Source organism: Paraburkholderia humisilvae (genome assembly GCF_902859855.1).
Classification (GTDB): domain Bacteria; phylum Pseudomonadota; class Gammaproteobacteria; order Burkholderiales; family Burkholderiaceae; genus Paraburkholderia; species Paraburkholderia humisilvae.
This window is the reverse complement of the sequence record NZ_CADIKH010000049.1, coordinates 13,658-32,282: the sequence shown is the minus strand read 5'-3', so window position 1 is coordinate 32,282 and position 18,625 is coordinate 13,658. Positions and strand designations below refer to the sequence as shown.

Here is an 18,625-nt window from a genome sequence, read left to right as displayed (position 1 = left end):
AAGGGGCGTTGCAGGTGCGCCGACCGCATTGATTTCGACCCATCCACGAGGGCAAAAAATGAATTTCGATTACACCCCGAAAGTAGAGGCACTGCGCGAAAGACTGCTTGCATTCTTCGACGAGCATGTCTACCCGAACGAGCAGGCATTCGCCGCCGAGATCGCGCAAAACCGGCAGAACGGCAATGCATGGCTGCCGACCGAGTGGGTCGAAACGCTGAAACAGCGTGCCCGCGACGCCGGCCTGTGGAATCTGTTTCTGCCCGATTCGCAGCGCGGCGCGGGACTGACCAACCTCGAATATGCACCGCTGTGCGAGATCATGGGCCGCGTGCCGTGGGCGCCCGAGGTATTCAATTGCAACGCGCCGGACACCGGCAATATGGAAACGCTCGAGCGCTACGGCAGCGAAGCGCACAAACGCGAGTGGCTCGAGCCGCTGCTGCAAGGTCAGATCCGTTCGGCGTTTCTGATGACGGAGCCGGAGGTCGCGTCGTCGGATGCGACGAATATTCAAACGCGCATCACGCGGGATGGCGACAGCTACGTGATCGACGGCCACAAGTGGTGGTCATCAGGGGCGGGCGACCCACGCTGCAAGCTCTATATCGTGATGGGCAAAACCGACCCCGACGCGCCGCGCCATCAGCAGCAGTCGATGATCCTGGTGCCCGCGGACGCGACCGGCATTACCGTGCATCGACCGCTCACGGTGTTCGGATATGACGATGCGCCGCATGGCCATATGGATATCACGCTCGACAACGTACGCGTGCCGGCGTCGAATCTTCTGCTGGGAGAAGGACGCGGCTTCGAAATCGCGCAAGGCCGTCTCGGCCCTGGCCGCATTCACCACTGCATGCGGCTGATCGGTCTCGCCGAGCGCGCACTCGAACTGATGTCCAAACGCGTGCTGCAGCGCGTCGCGTTCGGCAAGCCGATCGCCGCGCAGACGGTAACGCAGGAGCGTATTGCCGAAGCACGCTGCATGATCGAACAGGCAAGGTTACTGACGCTGAAAACCGCCTACATGATGGACACCGTCGGCAACAAAGGGGCGCGCGGCGAGATTGCGATGATCAAGGTGGTGGCGCCGAACATCGCATGCCAGGTGATCGACTGGGCGATCCAGGCGCACGGCGCCGCCGGTATGAGCGATGACTTCCCGCTCGCATACGCGTATACCTCGGCCCGCACGCTGCGCTTCGCGGATGGACCGGACGAGGTGCACCGCAATGCCATCGCCAAGCTCGAACTGGCGAAGTATGCGCACGCGAGCCCGGCGCCTGAAGCACCGGACCGCAATGAATCGCGCTAGAAAAAGTGCCGCGTGATGAATTCCGCGATACATACCGGCCGCTCGCTGTCCTGGCGTTCGAGCGTCACACGCCAGACGACTTGCACGCCACCGTCGTCGACATCAGTCGCGCTCGCCACGATGAAGCTTGCCCGCACCCGTGAGCCAACCGGTAGTGGCGCGATGAAACGCACCCGATTGAGCCCGTAGTTGACGCCGAGCCGCTGTGCAAACCGCATGGTGCGCTCGAGCAATGCCGGGATCAGCGACAGCGTCAGAAAGCCATGCGCAATCGGACCGCCGAACGGCGATTCGCGTTGCGCGCGCTGCGCATCGACGTGAATCCACTGATGGTCACCTGTCGCTTCGGCAAAGCGATCGACGCTCGCCTGATCGATCTCGACCCACGGGCTCACGCGCGGCGCGCCGCCGATCAGCGCACGCACGCCGTCGGCGCTGTCGATGCGGGTGAGATCCACTTCAGGCGTCATGCGCTCGCTCCGCGCGCAGTGCCCGGCGTAGTTTCTGAATGACGCAAACCGAAAATGCCTTTCGACCGCACGGTGATCACCGTCTCGCCATGCTGATTGATGCCGTCCCATTGCGTCGACACGATCCCGCGATCCGGCTTGCTCGCCGAGACGCGCTTGTCCAGCACCGTCGTCGCCATGCGGATCGTGTCGCCCACGCGCACCGGCTTCAGCCAGCGGATATCGTCGATACCCGGCGATCCCATCGCCGTCGAGCCGGCGAAAGTGTTGCGCACCAGCAGGCCCATCATCACCGAGCAGGTATGCCAGCCGCTCGCGATCAGACCACCGAACGGCGAGCCGGCCGCCGCCGCGTCGTCGATATGGAACGGCTGCGGATCGAACTGCGTCGCGAATGCAATGATTTCGTCACGCGTAAACGTGTGCTCGCCGATTTCGTACGTCTTGCCGACCTCGAAGTCTTCGTAGCTCAAACCCATATTTGTCCCCTGTGTGTGAAGTAGCGGGCAGGTTCACGCGTCGACCGCCGCGAAACCCGGCAACGCGGCAAAGCGCCCAAGATGATGATCGACATCGCCAAGCGTCGTTTCGATGATCGACAAACGCTTGAACAGGTGCGCCGCCGCCACTTCGTTCGTCATCCCCATACCGCCATGGAGCTGAATAGCCTGCTGGCCGACGAAGCGGGCCGCCTGGCCGACGCGCGCCTTCGCGGCGGACACCGCGCGGCGCCGCTCATCCGCGTCGGCGCTTGCGTAGCGAACCGCCGCCAGATACGTCAGCGAGCGCGCCTGTTCGGCGTGAATCATCATATCGACCATCCGATGCTGCAGTGCCTGAAAACGCGCGATCGGCACGCCAAACTGCTGACGCGTTTTCGTGTATTCGACCGTCGCATGGTTCAACGCATCGAGTGCGCCGAGCGCCTCCGCGCACAGCAACACGGTTCCATAGTCCGCGATCTGCTCGAAGGCGGCCGCGCCGGCCTGCACGCCGGTCAGCCGGCGCGCGGGCGTCTGCGTGAACTTCAATGTCGCGGCGCGCTGGCCATCGATAGTCCGATAGTCGGTGACGTCGGCGCCGGCTGCGTTGCGCGCCACGACGAATAACGCGATTTCGCCGCTCATTTCGCCGCTCATTGCACTTTGCAAGCGGGCCGGCACGATCCAATGGTCAGCCTGTGCGCCGTGTTGCACAACCGATTTCGTGCCGTCGAGCAAATAGCGATCGCCCTGCTGCACGGCGATCGTGTCGACCGCGAACAGGTCGTAGCGCGCGCCCGGCTCATGAAACGCGACGGCGAGTTTGAGTTCGCCCCGTGCGACGCGTTCGAGCAGCGCGGCATCGTCACCCTGCCCGCTTCCCGCCAGCCCGCAGTGCCTCGACACTCACCGCAGTCGCCCAATACGGCTCAATGACAAGCGCGCGCCCCAGTTCCTGCATCACGACCAGCATATCGACCGCACTGCCGCTAAACCCGCCGTGCGCTTCAGGCACCGGCAACGCAGTCAGGCCAAGCTCGGCGAATGCGGACCAATGCGCGTCCGATACGCCCGCCTCCGAACGAATCACCGCGCTGCGCGCATCGAAGCCGTATTGCTTGTCCAGATAGCGGCGCAGCGCGTCGGCCAGTTGCTGCTGTTCATCGTTGAACGTGAAGTCCATGCGCTGCTCCTCACAGTCCGAGCATCATCTGCGCGATGATGTTCTTCTGGATTTCGTTCGAGCCGCCATAAATCGACGTCTTGCGGTAGTTGAAGTAGTACGCGGCAAGCGGCGCCGCGTCGTCGTCACCCGCGACACTATGCGCACGCTCGTTTTCGAGGAAAGGCACATCGAACGGCGCGGCGAGCGGACCGATCGCTTCGAACATCAACTCGGTCAGACCCTGCTGGATTTCGGTGCCCTTGATTTTGAGCAGCGACGCCTCCGGCCCCGGCCCGCGTCCCTGCGCTTCATTCGCGACAACGCGCAGCACCGTCACTTCGAGCGCGATCAGATCGATCTCGAGGCTGGCCACCTTCGCGGCAAACACCGGGTCGTGCAGCAACGGCTTGCCATTCTTTTTCTGCGTAAGCGCAAGCCGCTTCAGAAACACCATCTCGCGCTTCGAACCCGCGACGCGCGCAATGCCGGTACGCTCATGGCCAAGCAGATACTTTGCGTAGGTCCACCCGCGATGCTCGTCGCCGACGAGATTCTCGAGCGGCACTTTGACATCGTCGAAAAACACTTCGTTGACTTCGTGCTCTTCGTCGAGCGTGATGATCGGCCGCACCGTGATGCCTGGCGTCTTCATGTCGATCAGCAGGAACGAAATGCCTTCCTGCTTCTTTGCGTCGCCATCGGTGCGCACGAGACAGAACATCATGTCCGCGTGCTGGCCGAGCGTGGTCCAGGTTTTCTGGCCGTTCACGAGATAGTGGTCGCCGTTGCGCTCGGCGCGTGTGCGCAGCGACGCAAGGTCGGAGCCCGCACCGGGTTCCGAGTAGCCTTGGCACCACCAGTCGGTGCCGTCGAGAATGCGCGGCAGATAGTGCTGCTTCTGCGCGTCGCTGCCGTACTTCATCAGCACGGGTGCAACCATCGATACGCCGAACGGCAGCACCATCGGTGCGCCGATGCGCGCGCATTCGTCGTCCCAGATATGGCGCTGCGTCGCGCTCCATCCCGGGCCGCCGTATTCGACCGGCCACGCGGACGCGGACCAGCCGCGCTCGCCCAGCAGCTTGTGCCAGCTCGCGTAGTCGTCGCGATTCAGACGTTTGTGTTGGAGAACCTTGTCGCGCAGTGCGTGCGGCAGATTCGATTCGAGCCACGCGCGAGTGTCGGCGCGAAACGCGTCATCGGCGGGCGTGTAGTTCAGATCCATGCGCGGACTCTCCCTGCCGCGGCCGTTTCACCACCAGCCGCCGGGACGCCGCGCAGGTTATTGCAGCGGCTCTTTCAGCGCGGCGGGAATCGGCAGCGGCATCACGTCGATGCCTTCTTCGACCAGAGCTTTCGCATCTTCGGGTGTGGTCACACCGCGAATGTTGCGTGCAGGCGCCTCGTTATAGTGAATGCGCCGTGCTTCCTCGGCGAAGCGGTCGCCCACGTTCTCAGTCTTTTCCAGCACCTCGCGCAACGCCTGCATCGCACGCGCCTGCCATTCACGCGCCTGCGATGCGCTCGCTCCGGAGGACGAGGGCGCGTCGCTCACGCCAGACAGATTCAGGCGCGGCGCAGAGGGCAACCGGCTCACTTCCTTCGCACCGCAAATCGGGCATTCGACAAGCTGCCTCTTCGCCTGCGATTCGAAATCATCGGCAGAAGCAAACCAGCCTTCGAACCGATGGCCGTGAGGACACTGTAAATCGAGGACCTTCATGTGGAATCAGGGCTTGCGTACGAGTTTAGCGCAAAAAGGTGGTTTATGAACGATCGTTCGCAAAGACCGTTCACCGGTGTTGGCCGGCGTGGCCGCGATCGCAGCGAACGACTGAATACCGCCGGTTGATCGAATCGCCGCACCACCCCTGTATATGGGGATGCTATCGCGCAGCGCAATGGTACTCCCGAGCCGAAAGCGGGGTCGCGCTTTTCTTTATTCAGGTCGTGTGCAGACCCGTCGCGCCAGACGCTCAGACTTCGACCGGCGCCGGAATGGGCCATGCGCCGGACAAGAATTTCTCCAGCCAGAACGTACCGATAATCGTCTTCACGTCGCTGAGTTCGCCCGTGCGCACCCATTCGGACACTTCCGGCACCGTCGCGATGAAAGTCTCGATGAATTCCCCGTCGTCGAGCTTCGGCTCGCCGGCGGTCAAGCCGCGTGCGAGATAAATATCGATAAACTCGGTCGAGTACGAAATAATCGGATGGATGCGCGTCAAATAGATATATTCGCGCGCGGTATACCCCGTTTCCTCTTCCAGCTCACGCTTCGCGCAAGTCAGTTCGTCCTCGTCCGGGTCGAGCTTGCCCGCTGGATATTCGATCATCACCTTGCCGGTCGCGTACCGATACTGCCGCTCCATCAGCACGCGGCCATCATCGAACAGTGGAATCACCATCACCGCGCCGGAATGCACGACGTATTCGCGCGTTGCTTCCTTGCCGTCGGGCAAACGCACAGTGTCGCAGTTGACCGTCATAAACGGCCCCTGATACACCTTCTTGCTGGACAAGCGGGTTTCGGTGAGTGCTGCGTGTTGTTCCGGATGCTCGTGACGTTCAGCCATATACGACCTCTGTGCGACCAGTTGGCGCCGCGGCCGAAACCGTCAGCGCCGTTTGACGAGATATTGAAACGTGAAGCCAGGAAACGAGAATACGACGAACAGGCTGAAAGTAATTGCGTAAAATTGCCAGCCCTGCTCGAACCGGTTCCCGGCGCGCGCTTCGAGCATGAAGCCGAACGCGCCGACCACGAAATAGAGCACAATCATTTCGCCGATTCGGATCCACGCGCTCTTCTTCGCGGCCCGTAACGGCACGACCGCGAACAGACGCTGATTCACGAACGGCAGGTTGGCGCCCGCAAGCGCCAACAGCACGATAAACCACCCCGCAGCTGACATCGATCAGAGCGGCAGCGTATGGGAGATAGCCTGCAGGCAGACCGTCATCAGCGGGCCCGGCACAATGCCGAGCACCACTACCGCGATGCCGTTCAGCGCAAGCAGCACGCGCTTGCTCGAATCGGCGGCGATGACCGTCGTGTCCTGCGGCTCGTCGAAGTACATCAGCTTGACGATGCGCAGGTAGTAGAACGCGCCGAACAGCGACGTGATCACCGCCAGCACCGCTAGCCACGTCAGGCCGGCGTTCATTGTCGCTTCCAGCACGGCGAGCTTCGAATAGAAGCCGACCGTCGGCGGAATGCCGGCGAGCGAGAACATCATCACCATCATCACGAACGCGAACACCGGACTGCGCTGGTTCAGGCCCTTGAAGTCGTCGAGCGTTTCGGCTTCGAAGTCGCGGCGACCGAGCAGCATCACGACGCCAAACGAACCGAGCGTCGTCACGAGATACACGATGCTGTAGAACATCGCCGAACCGTACGCGCTGGCGGCGGCGCCCGTCTTGCCGTCGACCACGCCGGCGAGCAACCCGAGCAGCACGAAGCCCATATTGGAGATGGCCGAGTACGCGAGCATCCGCTTCACATTACGCTGGACGATACCGGTAATGTTGCCGACGATCAGCGACAGCGCGGCCAGAATGACCAGCATCTCCTGCCAGTCGACCGCGAGCGGCAGCAGGCCCATCACGAGGAAGCGCAGCCCCCATGCGAATGCCGCCACCTTCGGACCGCCACCGACGATCAGCGTCATCGCGGTCGGCGCGCCCTGGTAGACGTCCGGCACCCACATATGGAACGGCACCGCGCCCATCTTGAACGCGATACCCGCGACGATGAAGATCACGCCGAACAGCAGCACGGCGTCGTTGATGCGACCCGACGCAACCGCCTTCAACACCTCGCCCAGCTCGAGCGAGCCCGTCGCGCCGTAGATCATCGAGATGCCGTACAGCAGGAAGCCGGATGCGAGCGCACCGAGCACGTAGTACTTCATCGCCGCTTCGTTGGACTGCGACGCGTCACGGCGCAGTGCGATCACCGCGTACAGCGACAGCGACATCAGTTCGAGGCCGAGATACAGCGTCAGGAAGTTGTTGCCCGAAATCATGATCAGCTGGCCGAGCAGCGAGAACAGGCCGAGCAGATAGAAATCGCCACGGAACAGATTGCGATCTTCCAGATACTTTCGCGAGTAGATTATCGCGACCGTGAAGCCCAGCGACACCACCGCTTTCATCACGCTCGCGAACGGGTCGACTATGTACATCCGCGTGAAGAAGTAGTGCGGCGTCGGGTCGAGTGCCAGCACGGCGAACCAGATACCGGCAATCAGCGTCGAGAACACCGAGATCAGGTAGGTGGTGCGCCGACCCGCCTCACCGACGAACGTATCGTTGAGCCAGGCGACGACGACCGCTGCCATTAACAGCGCGTCAGGTAGCAGAGCACTCATAGGGGCGTTTTGCATGATTTTGTAATTCCTCCGCTCTGCACTACTGGGTCAGCGGCAGCTTCGACTGCGACACGTGGGTAAGGAGGTTTTCCACGGACGCATGCATCACTGAAGAGAAAGGCTTCGGATACAAGCCCATGAACAGCGTCAACGCGGCGAGCACGATCAGCATGAAGAGCTCGCGGCCATTCACGTCGATCAGCTTTCTCACGTGATCGTTGCCGACGGCGCCGAAGTACACGCGCTTGTACATCCACAGCGTGTACGCGGCGCCGAGAATCAGCGTGAACGCGGCGCCGAACGCAATCCAGAAGTTGTACTGGACCGCGGCCAGGATCACCATGAACTCGCCGACAAAACCGGAAGTGCCCGGCAGCCCGCAGTTCGCCATCGCAAACAGCATCACGAACGCGGCGAACTTCGGCATCGTGTTGACGACGCCGCCGTAGTCCGCAATCTGACGCGTATGCATCCGGTCGTACAGCACGCCGATGCAAAGGAACATTGCGCCCGATACGAAGCCGTGCGAGATCATCTGCACGATCGCGCCTTCGACGCCGAGCTGATTGAAGATGAAAAAGCCGAGCGTCACGAAGCCCATATGCGCGATCGACGAATACGCGACCAGCTTCTTCATGTCGGCCTGCACCATCGCGACGAGGCCGATGTAAATCACCGCGATCAGCGACAGCGTGATCACGACCGGCGCGAGGAAGTGACTGGCGTCCGGCGCGATCGGCAGCGAGAAACGCAGGAAACCGTATGCGCCCAGCTTCAGCATGATGGCCGCCAGCACGATCGAGCCGCCGGTCGGCGCTTCGACGTGTGCATCAGGCAACCACGTATGCACCGGCCACATCGGCACTTTCACTGCGAACGCAAGGAAGAACGCAATAAAGAGCAGCACCTGCGGCGTCATTGGTAACTGCACCGCGTGCCATGCGGCGAGATCGAACGTACCGGTCTGCGTGTACAGATAGATCAGGCCGACCAGCATCAGCAGCGAACCCATCAGCGTGTACAGGAAGAACTTGAACGCCGCGTACACGCGGTTCGCGCCGCCCCAGATACCGATGATGATGTACATCGGAATCAGCGTCGCTTCGAAGAACACATAGAACAGCATGCCATCGGCCGACGAGAACACGCCGACCATGATGCCCGACAGGATCAGGAATGCGGCCAGATACTGCCCGACGTTCTTCGTGATCACTTCCCACGCGGCAACCACGACGATGACCGTGATCAACGCGGTCAATATGACAAACCACATCGAGATGCCGTCAACGCCGAGGTGGTACGTGATGTTGAACCGGTCGATCCAGTGCGCCTGCTCGACGAATTGCAGTTTGGCCGTGTCCGGATCGAAATCCGTGATCAGCGGGATCGTCACAACAAAACTCAGGATCGAGCCGATCAGCGCAACCCAGCGCGCCGGCGCCGGATTGCGGTCGGACCCGACCGCGAGCACGATCAGGCCGAACACAATCGGCATCCAGATCGCGATACTGAGAATCGGATAGTTATACATGGTGTCTCCTCGCGTTGTTTATTTGCCGCCGAGCGTGACGAACAACGTCAGGAGGCCCAACATCCCGATGATCATCGCGAACGCGTAGTGATAGATGTACCCGGACTGCAGGAAGCGGATCACGCTCGCGAACCAGCCGACAAAGCGCGCGCTGCCGTTGACGATACCGTCGATCACCACGACGTCGCCTTCCTTCCACAGACCACGGCCGATCGCCACCGCGCCGCGCGCAAACACGACCTCGTTGATCTTGTCCATGTAGTACTTGTTATCGAGCAGCGTGTAGATCGGCGAGAACGTCTGGCGGATCTTCGCCGGCAGGTCCGGACGCTTCATGTACAGGAACCACGCGACCACCACGCCCGCGATCGACAGCCATATCGGCAGCGTAGCGAACGAGTCGATCGCCATCCTGAACCAGCCGTGGAACTCTTCGGCCATTTCACGCAGCGCCGGATGGTTGTCGGCGATATAGATCACCTTGTCGAACGCGACGCCATGCGAGAAGAAGTTGCCGTAGAGCAACGGCTCGATCGCAATCGCGCCGATGATCACCGACGGAATCGCGAGCGCTACGAGCGGCACCCACACCACCCACGGCGATTCGTGCGGCACATGCGCATGGCCGTGGCCGTGATCGTCGTGGCCATGGTCGTCGTGCGCGTGCGCCGCGGCTTCCTTCGCCATCGGCGAGTCGGGGTGCTTCGGGCCGCGGAAGCGCTCTTCGCCGTGGAACACCATGAAGTACATGCGGAACGTGTACAACGCCGTGACAAACACGCTCGCCGCCACCGTGAAGTACGCAAAGCCCGAGCCCGGCAGATGCGACAGGCCTGCCGCGTCGATGATCGAATCCTTCGAATAGAAGCCGGCGAAGAACGGCGTGCCGATCAACGCGAGCGAGCCGATCAGCGTGGTGATCCAGGTGATCGGCATGTACTTCCACAGGCCGCCCATGTTGCGCATGTCCTGGTCATGATGCATGCCGATGATCACCGAGCCGGCGCCGAGGAACAGCAGCGCCTTGAAGAACGCGTGCGTCATCAGATGGAACATGGCGACCGGATAAGCCGATGCGCCGAGCGCGACCGTCATGTAACCGAGCTGCGACAGCGTCGAATACGCGACCACCCGCTTGATGTCGTTTTGCACGACGCCGAGGATACCCATGAACAGCGTGGTAATCCCGCCGATCACCATGATGAACGACAGCGCCGTATCGGACAGTTCGAACAGCGGCGACATCCGCGACACCATGAAAATACCGGCGGTCACCATCGTGGCCGCGTGGATCAGCGCGGAGATCGGCGTCGGACCTTCCATCGAATCCGGCAGCCACACGTGCAGCGGGAACTGCGCGGATTTACCCATCGCGCCGATGAAGAGACAAATGCAGGCCACCGTCAGCAGGCCCCAGTCGGTGCCCGGGAACGTCAGCGCCGCGAGCTCATGGCTCTTCGCGAACACTTCGCTGTAGTTCATCGAGCCGGCGTACGCGAGCAGCAGGCCGATGCCGAGCAGGAAACCGAAGTCGCCGACGCGGTTCACGATAAACGCCTTCAGGTTCGCGTAGATCGCGCTCTCACGCGTGAAGTAGAAACCGATCAGCAGATACGACACGAGACCCACCGCTTCCCAGCCGAAAAACAGCTGCAGGAAGTTGTTGCTCATCACGAGCATCAGCATCGAGAACGTGAACAGCGAAATATACGAGAAGAAGCGCTGGTAGCCGTCCTCCCCCGCCATGTAGCCGATCGTGTAGATGTGCACCATCAGCGACACGAAGGTCACGACGACCATCATCATCGCGGTCAGCGAGTCGACGAGGAAGCCGACCTCGAATTTCAGCTTGCCGACCGTCATCCATTCGTAGACCGTCGCGTTGAAACTCGCGCCGTTCTGCACGTCGAGGAACACGATCGCCGACAGGACGAACGAGATCGCAACCCCGAGGATCGTGACCGAGTGGGCGCCTGCACGCCCGATCGTCTTGCCGAGCAGGCCCGCGATCAGCGAACCCGCGAGCGACGCGAGCGGAATGGCCAGCAGCAGGTTTTCGTTGAGTGTCGTTGACATAACCGCTTACCTGAAATGAACTTCGCTGAAATTAACCTTTAAGCTGATCGAGATCCTCGACATTGATCGTGTCGAGGCTACGGAACAGGGTCACCAGAATCGCGAGGCCGATCGCCGCTTCGGCGGCGGCCACCGTCAGCACGAAGAAGACGAAGACCTGGCCATGCACGTCGCCGAGATAGTGCGAGAACGCGACGAAATTGGTGTTCACCGCCAGCAGCATCAGTTCAATCGCCATCAGGATGATGATCACATTGCGACGGTTCAGAAAAATGCCGACGATGGCGATCGCAAAGAGGATCGCACCGAGCACGAGGTAATGAGCAAGAGTCAACATGTTTTTCTCCTCGAGGGCGCTCAGGCCTTGGCGGCCGGCGCAGCGGCGCCCGCCGCCGCTGCCGTTGCGGATGCCGTCGCCGCCGTGGCCGGTTCCGTGGCTTGCGGAGCCTGCGCGACCTCCGCCGGCATCTTCACGACGCGTACGCGGTCCTTGCTGCGCACCGCCACCTGGTCGGCGATGCGCTGGCGTTTGCTGTCTTTCTGATGGCGCGTCGTCAGCGCGATCGCCGCGATGATCGCCACGAGCAGCACGAGACCGGCCACTTCGAACGCGAAGATGTAATCGGTGTAGATCACCTTGCCGATCAGGCGCGTATTCGACCAGCCCGCGGCGCCGCTGATCGCCGCGGTCGTGTCGCGCACCGGCTGCACCGTCGCGCCGTAGCCGTGCCACAGGATCAGCGCGGTCTCGATCACGATGATCGCGCCCACCACGGTCGCCATCGGCACGAAGCGTTTGAAGTCGCGTCGCAGCACGTCGAGATTGATGTCCAGCATCATCACGACGAACAGGAACAGCACCATCACCGCGCCGACGTACACGAGCACCAGCAGGATCGCGAGGAATTCGGCCTGCAGCAGCATCCAGATCGCAGCCGCGTTGAAGAACGCGAGCACGAGGAACAGCGCGGACGCCACCGGGTTGCGCGAGGTGATCACCTTCAGTCCCGACACCGTCAGGAGCAGCGCGAAGATGTAGAACAGTACGGTCGTGAATTCCATGATTACCGGTTCATCGTTAGGCCATCGTCAGGCTGGGTCCCATGACTCGCCGCATGCGGGCGCATTTTACGCGACGCCATCATGCACGAGACTCGCGCGCGCGGCAGTCAAGGGGCTGCGCACCGCACCGCCGTTACCGGGCGGCCGATGCGACTTCGTGGTGCTACGTCTTACATCAACGATACGGTGCGTCGGCCGCCTTGTTCGCCGCGATTTCCGCTTCGTAGCGGTCGCCGACGGCCAGCAGCATGTCTTTCGTGAAATACAGGTCGCCGCGCTTTTCGCCGTGATATTCGAGAATGTGCGTTTCGACGATCGAATCGACGGGGCAGCTCTCTTCGCAGAATCCGCAGAAGATGCATTTGGTCAGATCGATGTCATAGCGCGTCGTGCGGCGCGTATTGTCCGCGCGCGTTTCCGACTCGATCGTAATGGCAAGCGCCGGGCACACCGCTTCGCACAGTTTGCACGCGATGCAGCGCTCTTCGCCGTTCTCATAGCGGCGCAGCGCGTGCAGCCCGCGAAAGCGCGGCGAGATCGGTGTCTTTTCTTCCGGGAACTGCACGGTAATCTTGCGCTGGAACGCATAGCGTCCAGTCAGCGCAAGCCCCTTCAGCAGTTCAGTCAGGAAGAAGGTCTTGAAAAAGTTTTGAAATGCGGTCATTGCACATCCGCCCTTATTTCCAGATATTCAACGGCGACATGATCCAGAAGCCGACGACCACCAGCCACACCACGGTCACCGGAATGAATACCTTCCAGCCAAGACGCATGATCTGGTCATAGCGGTAACGCGGAAACGTTGCACGCACCCAGATGAATACCGACAGCAGGCAAAACATCTTGATAACGAGCCACACGACGCCCGGGATGAAAGACAGGAAGCCAAACGGTGCGTCCCAGCCACCAAGGAACAGGATCGTGGCAAGCGCCGAGATTACGATCATGTTGATGTACTCGGCGAGGAAGAACAGCGCGAACGCCATCCCCGAGTAATCGATCATGTGGCCCGCGACGATTTCCGACTCCCCTTCCACCACGTCGAACGGATGCCGGTTGGTTTCGGCGATGCCCGACACGAAGTAGACGACAAACATGGGCAGAAGCGGCAGCCAGTTCCACGACAGGAAGTTGATGCCGTGGCTCGCGAACATCCCGCGCATCTGCGATCCGACAATTTCCGACAGATTCAGGCTGCCGGCCGTCATCAGCACGACGACGAGCGCGAAGCCCATCGAGATTTCGTACGACACCATCTGCGCGGCAGCGCGCATCGCACCGAGGAACGCGTACTTCGAGTTCGAGGCCCAGCCGGCGAGAATCACGCCGTACACGCCGATCGACGAAATCGCGATGGCGTACAGCAGGCCCGCGTTGATGTCGCCGAGCACCGCGCCCGCCTGGAACGGAATCACCGCCCATATCGCAAAGGCCGGCACCACCACCATCACCGGCGCGATCAGGTAGATCCAGCGGCTCGCCTGGGTCGGCTGGATCACTTCCTTCAGCAACAGCTTCAGCACATCGGCGATCGGCTGCAGCGAGCCGCCGGGACCGACGCGGTTCGGGCCGAGACGCACGTGCATCCAGCCGATCAGCTTGCGCTCCCAGAGGATCAGATACGCGACGCACAACAGGATCACGACGGCCACCACGATGATGCGCACCAGCGCCCACACCGTCGGCCAGGCCACGCCGAGAAGCTCACTGCCGCCCGAGTTGATCGTATCGAACAAGCTCATTTACGCCTTCTCCACCAGCAGTTCGCCGAACAGGCTGCCGAGCGCCGCACCGGCAGGCGTAGCCGCCGACACGCGGACCACCGTCTCCGCAAGATTCGCATCGCGCACGGCCGGCACTTGCACCGAACGCTCCCCCTGGCGCACGCGTACCGCGTCGCCGTCCTTCAGACCCAGCTTGTCAAAAAGCCCAGCCGGTAAACCGATCGTGTTCGCTGCGCGCGCGGCCGCGGTCAGATGCAGCGACTCGGCGCGGCGCACCAGCGGGTCAGCGTGGTAAATCGGCACGTCGGCGATCCGCTCGAACGAGCCGTTCGCGGCTTGTGCGGCGCCGGTGCCATTGCCGCGTGCAACCGTCGCACCGGTCTTGTTCGACAGACGCGGCGTCAGGTCCGCGTCGCCGAGCGCCGTCGCACGCACTTCTTCAGCGGTGTCGAATTCGAAGCCCGGCGCACCGAGCAGGCTGCCGAGCACACGGAGTACCTTCCATGCGGGACGCGCATCGCCGAGCGGCCGCACGACACCGTTAAAGCTCTGCACCGTGCCTTCCGCGTTGACGAATGTGCCGGCTGTTTCGGTGAACGGCGCGATCGGCAGCAGCACGTCCGCGTAGTCGGCACCCGTCCTGAATGCCGACATCACGACGACCATTTCCGCCTGGTTCAGCGCGGCAAGCGCCTGCGCGGGATTCGCCGTATCGAATTCCGGTTCGACGTTCAGCAGCAGATAACCCTTGCGCGGCTGCTCGAACGCTTCGCGTGCGTTCAGACCGCCATTGCCCGGCAGCGCGCCAACCAGATGAGCGCCGACCGTGTTCGCCGCTTCGGTCAGGAAGCCGAGCGTCGCGCCGGTCGCGTCTGCGATCCATTGTGCTGCTGCGTGAATACGCGCGAATTCCGGATGCCGGACCGCCGCGTTGCCAATCAGCACGACGCGCCTTTCGCCCGTCGCCAGCGATGCGGCGACCCGCTTCGCGGCGTCCGTGGCCTGCGTGCCGGCGAACGCTTCCGGCAGTGCGACGCCCCGTGCCTCGGAGACGGCTGCGGCGATACCGGCGAGCTCGTCGAGCCAGGCGGAAGGTGCCGTGGAAACGACTTGCGCTTGCGGGATCAGCGAGTTGTCGCTCGACGCCTGCAACAGCGTGAGCTTCGCGCCGCCCTTCGCGGCCTGGCGCAGACGCGCGGCGAACAGCGGATGATCGCGACGCAGCGACGACGTGCCGACCACGAACGCCGCGTCGACCAGCGACAGATCGGCGATCTTCACGCCCAGCCACGGCGAGCCGTTCACCGGTGCGGAGAAATCGGCCTGGCGCAGACGGAAATCGACGTTCGGCGTACCGACCGCCTGCGCAAGCTGCTTGAGCAGGAACAGTTCTTCGACCGTGCTGTGCGCGCTGCCGAGCGTGGCGATCGCGCTCGCACCATGATCACCCTTGATGCCGTTCAAGCCCTTGACGACATATTCAAGCGCCGTTTGCCAGTCGGTTTCGACCCACTGGCCGCCCTGCTTGAGCATCGGCTTCGTCAGACGCTCTTCGCTGTTCAGGCCTTCGTACGAAAAGCGGTCCTTGTCCGAGATCCAGCATTCGTTGATCGACTCATTCTCGAACGGCAGCACGCGCATCACGCGATTGTTCTTCACCTGGACGACCAGGTTCGCGCCGACCGAATCGTGCGGGCTCACCGACTTGCGGCGTGACAGCTCCCACGTCCGCGCGCTGTAGCGGAACGGCTTGCTGGTCAGCGCGCCGACCGGACACAGGTCGATCATGTTGCCCGACAGTTCGGAATCGACTGTCTTGCCGACGAACGTTGTGATTTCCGAATGCTCACCGCGGTTCAGCATGCCGAATTCCATCACGCCGGCAATTTCCTGACCGAAGCGTACGCAACGCGTGCAGTGAATGCAGCGCGTCATCTCTTCCATCGAGATCAGCGGTCCCACATTCTTGTGGAACACCACACGCTTTTCTTCGTTGTAGCGCGACGCCGACTTGCCATAGCCGACCGCCAGATCCTGCAACTGGCATTCGCCGCCCTGGTCGCAAATCGGGCAATCGAGCGGGTGGTTGATCAGCAGGAACTCCATCACCGCCTGCTGGCCCTTGACGGCCTTCTCCGATTTCGTCCGCACGATCATGCCCTGCGACACCGGCGTCGCACACGCGGGCACCGCCTTCGGCATTTTCTCGACGTCAACGAGGCACATCCGGCAATTCGCCGCAATCGACAGCTTCTTGTGATAGCAGAAATGCGGCACGTATGTGTCGACCTTGTGCGCAGCCTGGATCACCATGCTGCCTTCCGGTACCTCGACCTTCTTGCCGTCTATTTCGAGTTCAACCATGATGGTCAATCTTCCTTAACCTGATACCGCTCAATCGTTCGCCCCGTTCATCGCGCGATACGCACCGTGCGGCACACGATGAATCTGCATTCGACGTTCTGCTTCTTTTATGCAGCGACCGTTTCCGACACCGCCGCCGCCCCCGCATGGCCGCCGACGAGGCAGCGCTTGTTGGCGACGTGATATTCGAACTCGTCCCAGTAGTGCTTCAGCATCCCGCGCACCGGCATCGCCGCCGCATCGCCAAGCGCGCAGATCGTGCGGCCCATGATGTTTTCGGCAACCGAGTTCAACAGATCCAGATCTTCCTTGCGGCCAAGGCCGTGCTCGATGCGGTGCACGACGCGGTAGAGCCAGCCCGTGCCTTCACGGCACGGCGTGCACTGGCCGCACGACTCTTCGTAGTAGAAGTACGACAGGCGCAGCAGCGAGCGCACCATGCAGCGCGTCTCGTCCATCACGATCACCGCGCCCGACCCGAGCATCGAGCCGGCCTTCGCGATCGAATCGTAATCCATGTCGGTCTGCATCATCGTGTCGCCCGGGATAACCGGCGCCGACGAACCTCCCGGAATCACGGCCTTCAGCTTCTTGCCACCGCGCATGCCGCCGGCAAGTTCCATCAGCGTCGAAAACGGCGTACCGAGCGGCACTTCGTAGTTGCCCGGACGCTCGACGTCGCCCGACACCGAGAAAATCTTCGTGCCGCCGTTGTTCGGCTTGCCGAGTTCCAGATACGCCTGCGGACCGACCGTGAGCAGGAACGGCACGGCGGCGAATGTTTCGGTGTTATTGATCGTGGTCGGCTTGCCATACACGCCGAAGCTCGCCGGGAACGGCGGCTTGAAGCGCGGCTGGCCCTTCTTGCCTTCGAGCGATTCGAGCAGCGCCGTTTCCTCGCCGCAGATGTACGCGCCGTAACCGTGATGCGCATGCAGCTGGAACGAGAAGCCCGAGCCCATGATGTTGTCGCCGAGGAAGCCCGCGCGGCGCGCTTCTTCAAGCGCCGCTTCGAAGCGCAGGTACTCGGCGAAGATCTCGCCGTGGATGTAGTTGTAGCCGACCGTGATGCCCATCGCATACGCGCCGATCGCCATGCCTTCGATCAACGCATGCGGATTCCAGCGCAGAATGTCGCGGTCCTTGAACGTGCCGGGTTCGCCCTCGTCCGAGTTGCAGACGAGATACTTCTGCCCCGGGAACTGGCGCGGCATGAAGCTCCACTTGAGGCCGGTCGGAAAGCCCGCACCGCCGCGGCCACGCAGGCCCGACGCCTTCACGTCGGCAATCACCTGCTCCGGCGGGATTTTTTCTTCCAGGATGCGGCGCAGCTGTTTGTAGCCGCCACGCGCGACGTAATCTTCGAGATGCCAGTTCTCACCGTTCAGGCCGGCGAGAATCAGCGGCTTGATGTGACGATCGTGTAGAGACGTCATTTCGAAAGTTCCTCGAGCAACTGGTCGATCTTCTCGCGGCTCATGAAGCTGCACATACGGTGGTTGTTCACGAGCAGCACCGGCGCGTCGCCGCATGCACCCATGCACTCACCCTCTTTGAGCGTGAACTTGCCGTCCGCGGTGGTTTCGCCGAAGTCGATACCGAGCTTCTGCTTCAGATAGTCGGCGGCGCTTTCAGAGCCGCCATCCGGGCCGAGCTGACAAGGCAGGTTCGTGCAGAGTGTGATCTTGTGCTTGCCGACCGGCGACGTCTCGAACATCGTGTAGAACGTCGCGACTTCCTGCACGGCAACGGCCGGCATGCCGAGATACTCGGCGACGTACTGCATCAGATCGGGCGACAGCCAGCCATGTTCGTCTTGCGCAACGGCCAGCGCCGCCATCACGGCGGATTGTTTCTGATCGGCGGGATACTTCGTCAACGCTCGATCGATTTCTTTCAGGCCTTCAGCTGAGATCATTTTCAGACACGACTCTTTCAATTCCTACCGAACGAAAACCTGTCGCTCACACCATGTTGCGACAGACCCGGCGTTCTTGCTTTGCCCGTTGCCTCACGCGCGCTGACACTACGTTCGCGTGCGAGCCTCGATGAAAAAC

17 protein-coding genes and 1 pseudogene are annotated in these 18,625 nt (G+C 62.0%); 1 reads left to right on the top strand and 17 read right to left on the bottom strand.

All coding sequences use genetic code 11. The annotated features are described in order from the left end of the window. The first annotated feature begins 58 nt into the window (after positions 1-58). Positions 59-1,318 (top strand): acyl-CoA dehydrogenase family protein, encoded by a 1,260-nt coding sequence (locus HV796_RS32125; RefSeq protein WP_175231928.1) that lies wholly within the window; start codon positions 59-61, stop codon positions 1,316-1,318. Here the strand turns inward: HV796_RS32125 and HV796_RS32120 are convergent. The 17 genes and pseudogenes from HV796_RS32120 to nuoE all read right to left on the bottom strand — a co-directional run bounded on the left by HV796_RS32120 (position 1,315) and on the right by nuoE (position 18,486). Continuing rightward, positions 1,315-1,788, bottom strand: a complete 474-nt coding sequence (locus HV796_RS32120) for a MaoC family dehydratase (RefSeq protein ID WP_175231927.1) — start codon at positions 1,786-1,788, stop codon at positions 1,315-1,317. The two genes, HV796_RS32125 and HV796_RS32120, sit on opposite strands and share 4 nt — an antisense overlap. After that, positions 1,785-2,267, bottom strand: a complete 483-nt coding sequence (locus HV796_RS32115) for a MaoC family dehydratase (protein ID WP_175231926.1) — start codon at positions 2,265-2,267, stop codon at positions 1,785-1,787. The genes HV796_RS32120 and HV796_RS32115 overlap by 4 nt, the downstream gene beginning before the upstream one ends. Positions 2,268-2,300: 33 nt before the next feature. Further along, positions 2,301-3,453: pseudogene (locus HV796_RS32110) on the bottom strand (acyl-CoA dehydrogenase family protein). A gap of 10 nt (positions 3,454-3,463) precedes the next feature. Further along, complete coding sequence (locus tag HV796_RS32105) at positions 3,464-4,660, bottom strand: acyl-CoA dehydrogenase family protein (RefSeq protein ID WP_175231925.1); 1,197 nt, start codon at positions 4,658-4,660, stop codon at positions 3,464-3,466. Positions 4,661-4,717: 57 nt separating this feature from the next. Then, entirely contained in the window at positions 4,718-5,158 is a 441-nt protein-coding gene (locus HV796_RS32100; RefSeq protein ID WP_175231924.1) for a DUF1178 family protein, read from the bottom strand. 253 nt (positions 5,159-5,411) lie between these two features. Next, entirely contained in the window at positions 5,412-6,011 is a 600-nt protein-coding gene (locus HV796_RS32095) for an NUDIX domain-containing protein (protein ID WP_175231923.1), read from the bottom strand. Between the two features lie 42 nt (positions 6,012-6,053). Then, positions 6,054-6,350 carry a DUF2818 family protein gene (locus HV796_RS32090; protein ID WP_175231922.1) on the bottom strand — a complete coding sequence of 99 codons (297 nt, stop codon included), beginning with the start codon at positions 6,348-6,350 and terminating at the stop codon, positions 6,054-6,056. A gap of 3 nt (positions 6,351-6,353) precedes the next feature. Further along, positions 6,354-7,826, bottom strand: coding sequence for an NADH-quinone oxidoreductase subunit NuoN (gene nuoN / locus HV796_RS32085; RefSeq protein WP_246356146.1), 1,473 nt, complete (start codon positions 7,824-7,826; stop codon positions 6,354-6,356). 25 nt (positions 7,827-7,851) lie between these two features. Continuing rightward, a complete protein-coding gene (locus HV796_RS32080) occupies positions 7,852-9,342 on the bottom strand; it encodes an NADH-quinone oxidoreductase subunit M (RefSeq protein WP_175231921.1) in 1,491 nt (496 codons plus the stop codon). Positions 9,343-9,360: 18 nt separating this feature from the next. Beyond that, positions 9,361-11,418, bottom strand: a complete 2,058-nt coding sequence (gene nuoL, locus HV796_RS32075) for an NADH-quinone oxidoreductase subunit L (protein ID WP_175231920.1) — start codon at positions 11,416-11,418, stop codon at positions 9,361-9,363. Positions 11,419-11,449: 31 nt separating this feature from the next. Beyond that, a complete protein-coding gene (gene nuoK, locus HV796_RS32070) occupies positions 11,450-11,755 on the bottom strand; it encodes an NADH-quinone oxidoreductase subunit NuoK (RefSeq protein ID WP_175231919.1) in 306 nt (101 codons plus the stop codon). Positions 11,756-11,775: 20 nt separating this feature from the next. Next, positions 11,776-12,480, bottom strand: coding sequence for an NADH-quinone oxidoreductase subunit J (locus tag HV796_RS32065; RefSeq protein ID WP_175231918.1), 705 nt, complete (start codon positions 12,478-12,480; stop codon positions 11,776-11,778). Between the two features lie 175 nt (positions 12,481-12,655). Continuing rightward, positions 12,656-13,144: an NADH-quinone oxidoreductase subunit NuoI gene (gene nuoI, locus HV796_RS32060; protein ID WP_175231917.1), complete on the bottom strand. Its 489-nt coding sequence runs from the start codon at positions 13,142-13,144 to the stop codon at positions 12,656-12,658. A gap of 13 nt (positions 13,145-13,157) precedes the next feature. Continuing rightward, the gene (gene nuoH / locus HV796_RS32055) at positions 13,158-14,222 is read right to left on the bottom strand and encodes an NADH-quinone oxidoreductase subunit NuoH (RefSeq protein WP_175231916.1); all 1,065 of its coding nucleotides are present in this window, start codon (positions 14,220-14,222) and stop codon (positions 13,158-13,160) included. Further along, entirely contained in the window at positions 14,223-16,568 is a 2,346-nt protein-coding gene (gene nuoG / locus HV796_RS32050) for an NADH-quinone oxidoreductase subunit NuoG (RefSeq protein ID WP_175231915.1), read from the bottom strand. Between the two features lie 107 nt (positions 16,569-16,675). After that, positions 16,676-18,004 (bottom strand): NADH-quinone oxidoreductase subunit NuoF, encoded by a 1,329-nt coding sequence (gene nuoF / locus HV796_RS32045; RefSeq protein ID WP_175231914.1) that lies wholly within the window; start codon positions 18,002-18,004, stop codon positions 16,676-16,678. Further along, positions 18,001-18,486 carry an NADH-quinone oxidoreductase subunit NuoE gene (gene nuoE, locus HV796_RS32040; RefSeq protein ID WP_175231913.1) on the bottom strand — a complete coding sequence of 162 codons (486 nt, stop codon included), beginning with the start codon at positions 18,484-18,486 and terminating at the stop codon, positions 18,001-18,003. The genes nuoF and nuoE overlap by 4 nt, the downstream gene beginning before the upstream one ends. Positions 18,487-18,625 lie beyond the last annotated feature (139 nt).

Bases quoted from the DNA above. Each gene is read 5' to 3' on its own strand.
- HV796_RS32095 (WP_175231923.1), bottom strand. From the start codon at position 6,011: ATGGCTGAACGTCACGAGCATCCGGAACAACACGCAGCACTCACCGAA.
- HV796_RS32125 (WP_175231928.1), top strand. From the start codon at position 59: ATGAATTTCGATTACACCCCGAAAGTAGAGGCACTGCGCGAAAGACTG.
- HV796_RS32080 (WP_175231921.1), bottom strand. From the start codon at position 9,342: ATGTATAACTATCCGATTCTCAGTATCGCGATCTGGATGCCGATTGTG.
- HV796_RS32105 (WP_175231925.1), bottom strand. From the start codon at position 4,660: ATGGATCTGAACTACACGCCCGCCGATGACGCGTTTCGCGCCGACACT.
- HV796_RS32115 (WP_175231926.1), bottom strand. From the start codon at position 2,267: ATGGGTTTGAGCTACGAAGACTTCGAGGTCGGCAAGACGTACGAAATC.
- nuoF (WP_175231914.1), bottom strand. From the start codon at position 18,004: ATGACGTCTCTACACGATCGTCACATCAAGCCGCTGATTCTCGCCGGC.
- HV796_RS32065 (WP_175231918.1), bottom strand. From the start codon at position 12,480: ATGGAATTCACGACCGTACTGTTCTACATCTTCGCGCTGCTCCTGACG.
- nuoI (WP_175231917.1), bottom strand. From the start codon at position 13,144: ATGACCGCATTTCAAAACTTTTTCAAGACCTTCTTCCTGACTGAACTG.
- HV796_RS32120 (WP_175231927.1), bottom strand. From the start codon at position 1,788: ATGACGCCTGAAGTGGATCTCACCCGCATCGACAGCGCCGACGGCGTG.
- nuoK (WP_175231919.1), bottom strand. From the start codon at position 11,755: ATGTTGACTCTTGCTCATTACCTCGTGCTCGGTGCGATCCTCTTTGCG.
- nuoN (WP_246356146.1), bottom strand. From the start codon at position 7,826: ATGCAAAACGCCCCTATGAGTGCTCTGCTACCTGACGCGCTGTTAATG.
- nuoL (WP_175231920.1), bottom strand. From the start codon at position 11,418: ATGTCAACGACACTCAACGAAAACCTGCTGCTGGCCATTCCGCTCGCG.
- nuoH (WP_175231916.1), bottom strand. From the start codon at position 14,222: ATGAGCTTGTTCGATACGATCAACTCGGGCGGCAGTGAGCTTCTCGGC.
- nuoE (WP_175231913.1), bottom strand. From the start codon at position 18,486: ATGATCTCAGCTGAAGGCCTGAAAGAAATCGATCGAGCGTTGACGAAG.
- HV796_RS32100 (WP_175231924.1), bottom strand. From the start codon at position 5,158: ATGAAGGTCCTCGATTTACAGTGTCCTCACGGCCATCGGTTCGAAGGC.
- HV796_RS32090 (WP_175231922.1), bottom strand. From the start codon at position 6,350: ATGTCAGCTGCGGGGTGGTTTATCGTGCTGTTGGCGCTTGCGGGCGCC.
- nuoG (WP_175231915.1), bottom strand. From the start codon at position 16,568: ATGGTTGAACTCGAAATAGACGGCAAGAAGGTCGAGGTACCGGAAGGC.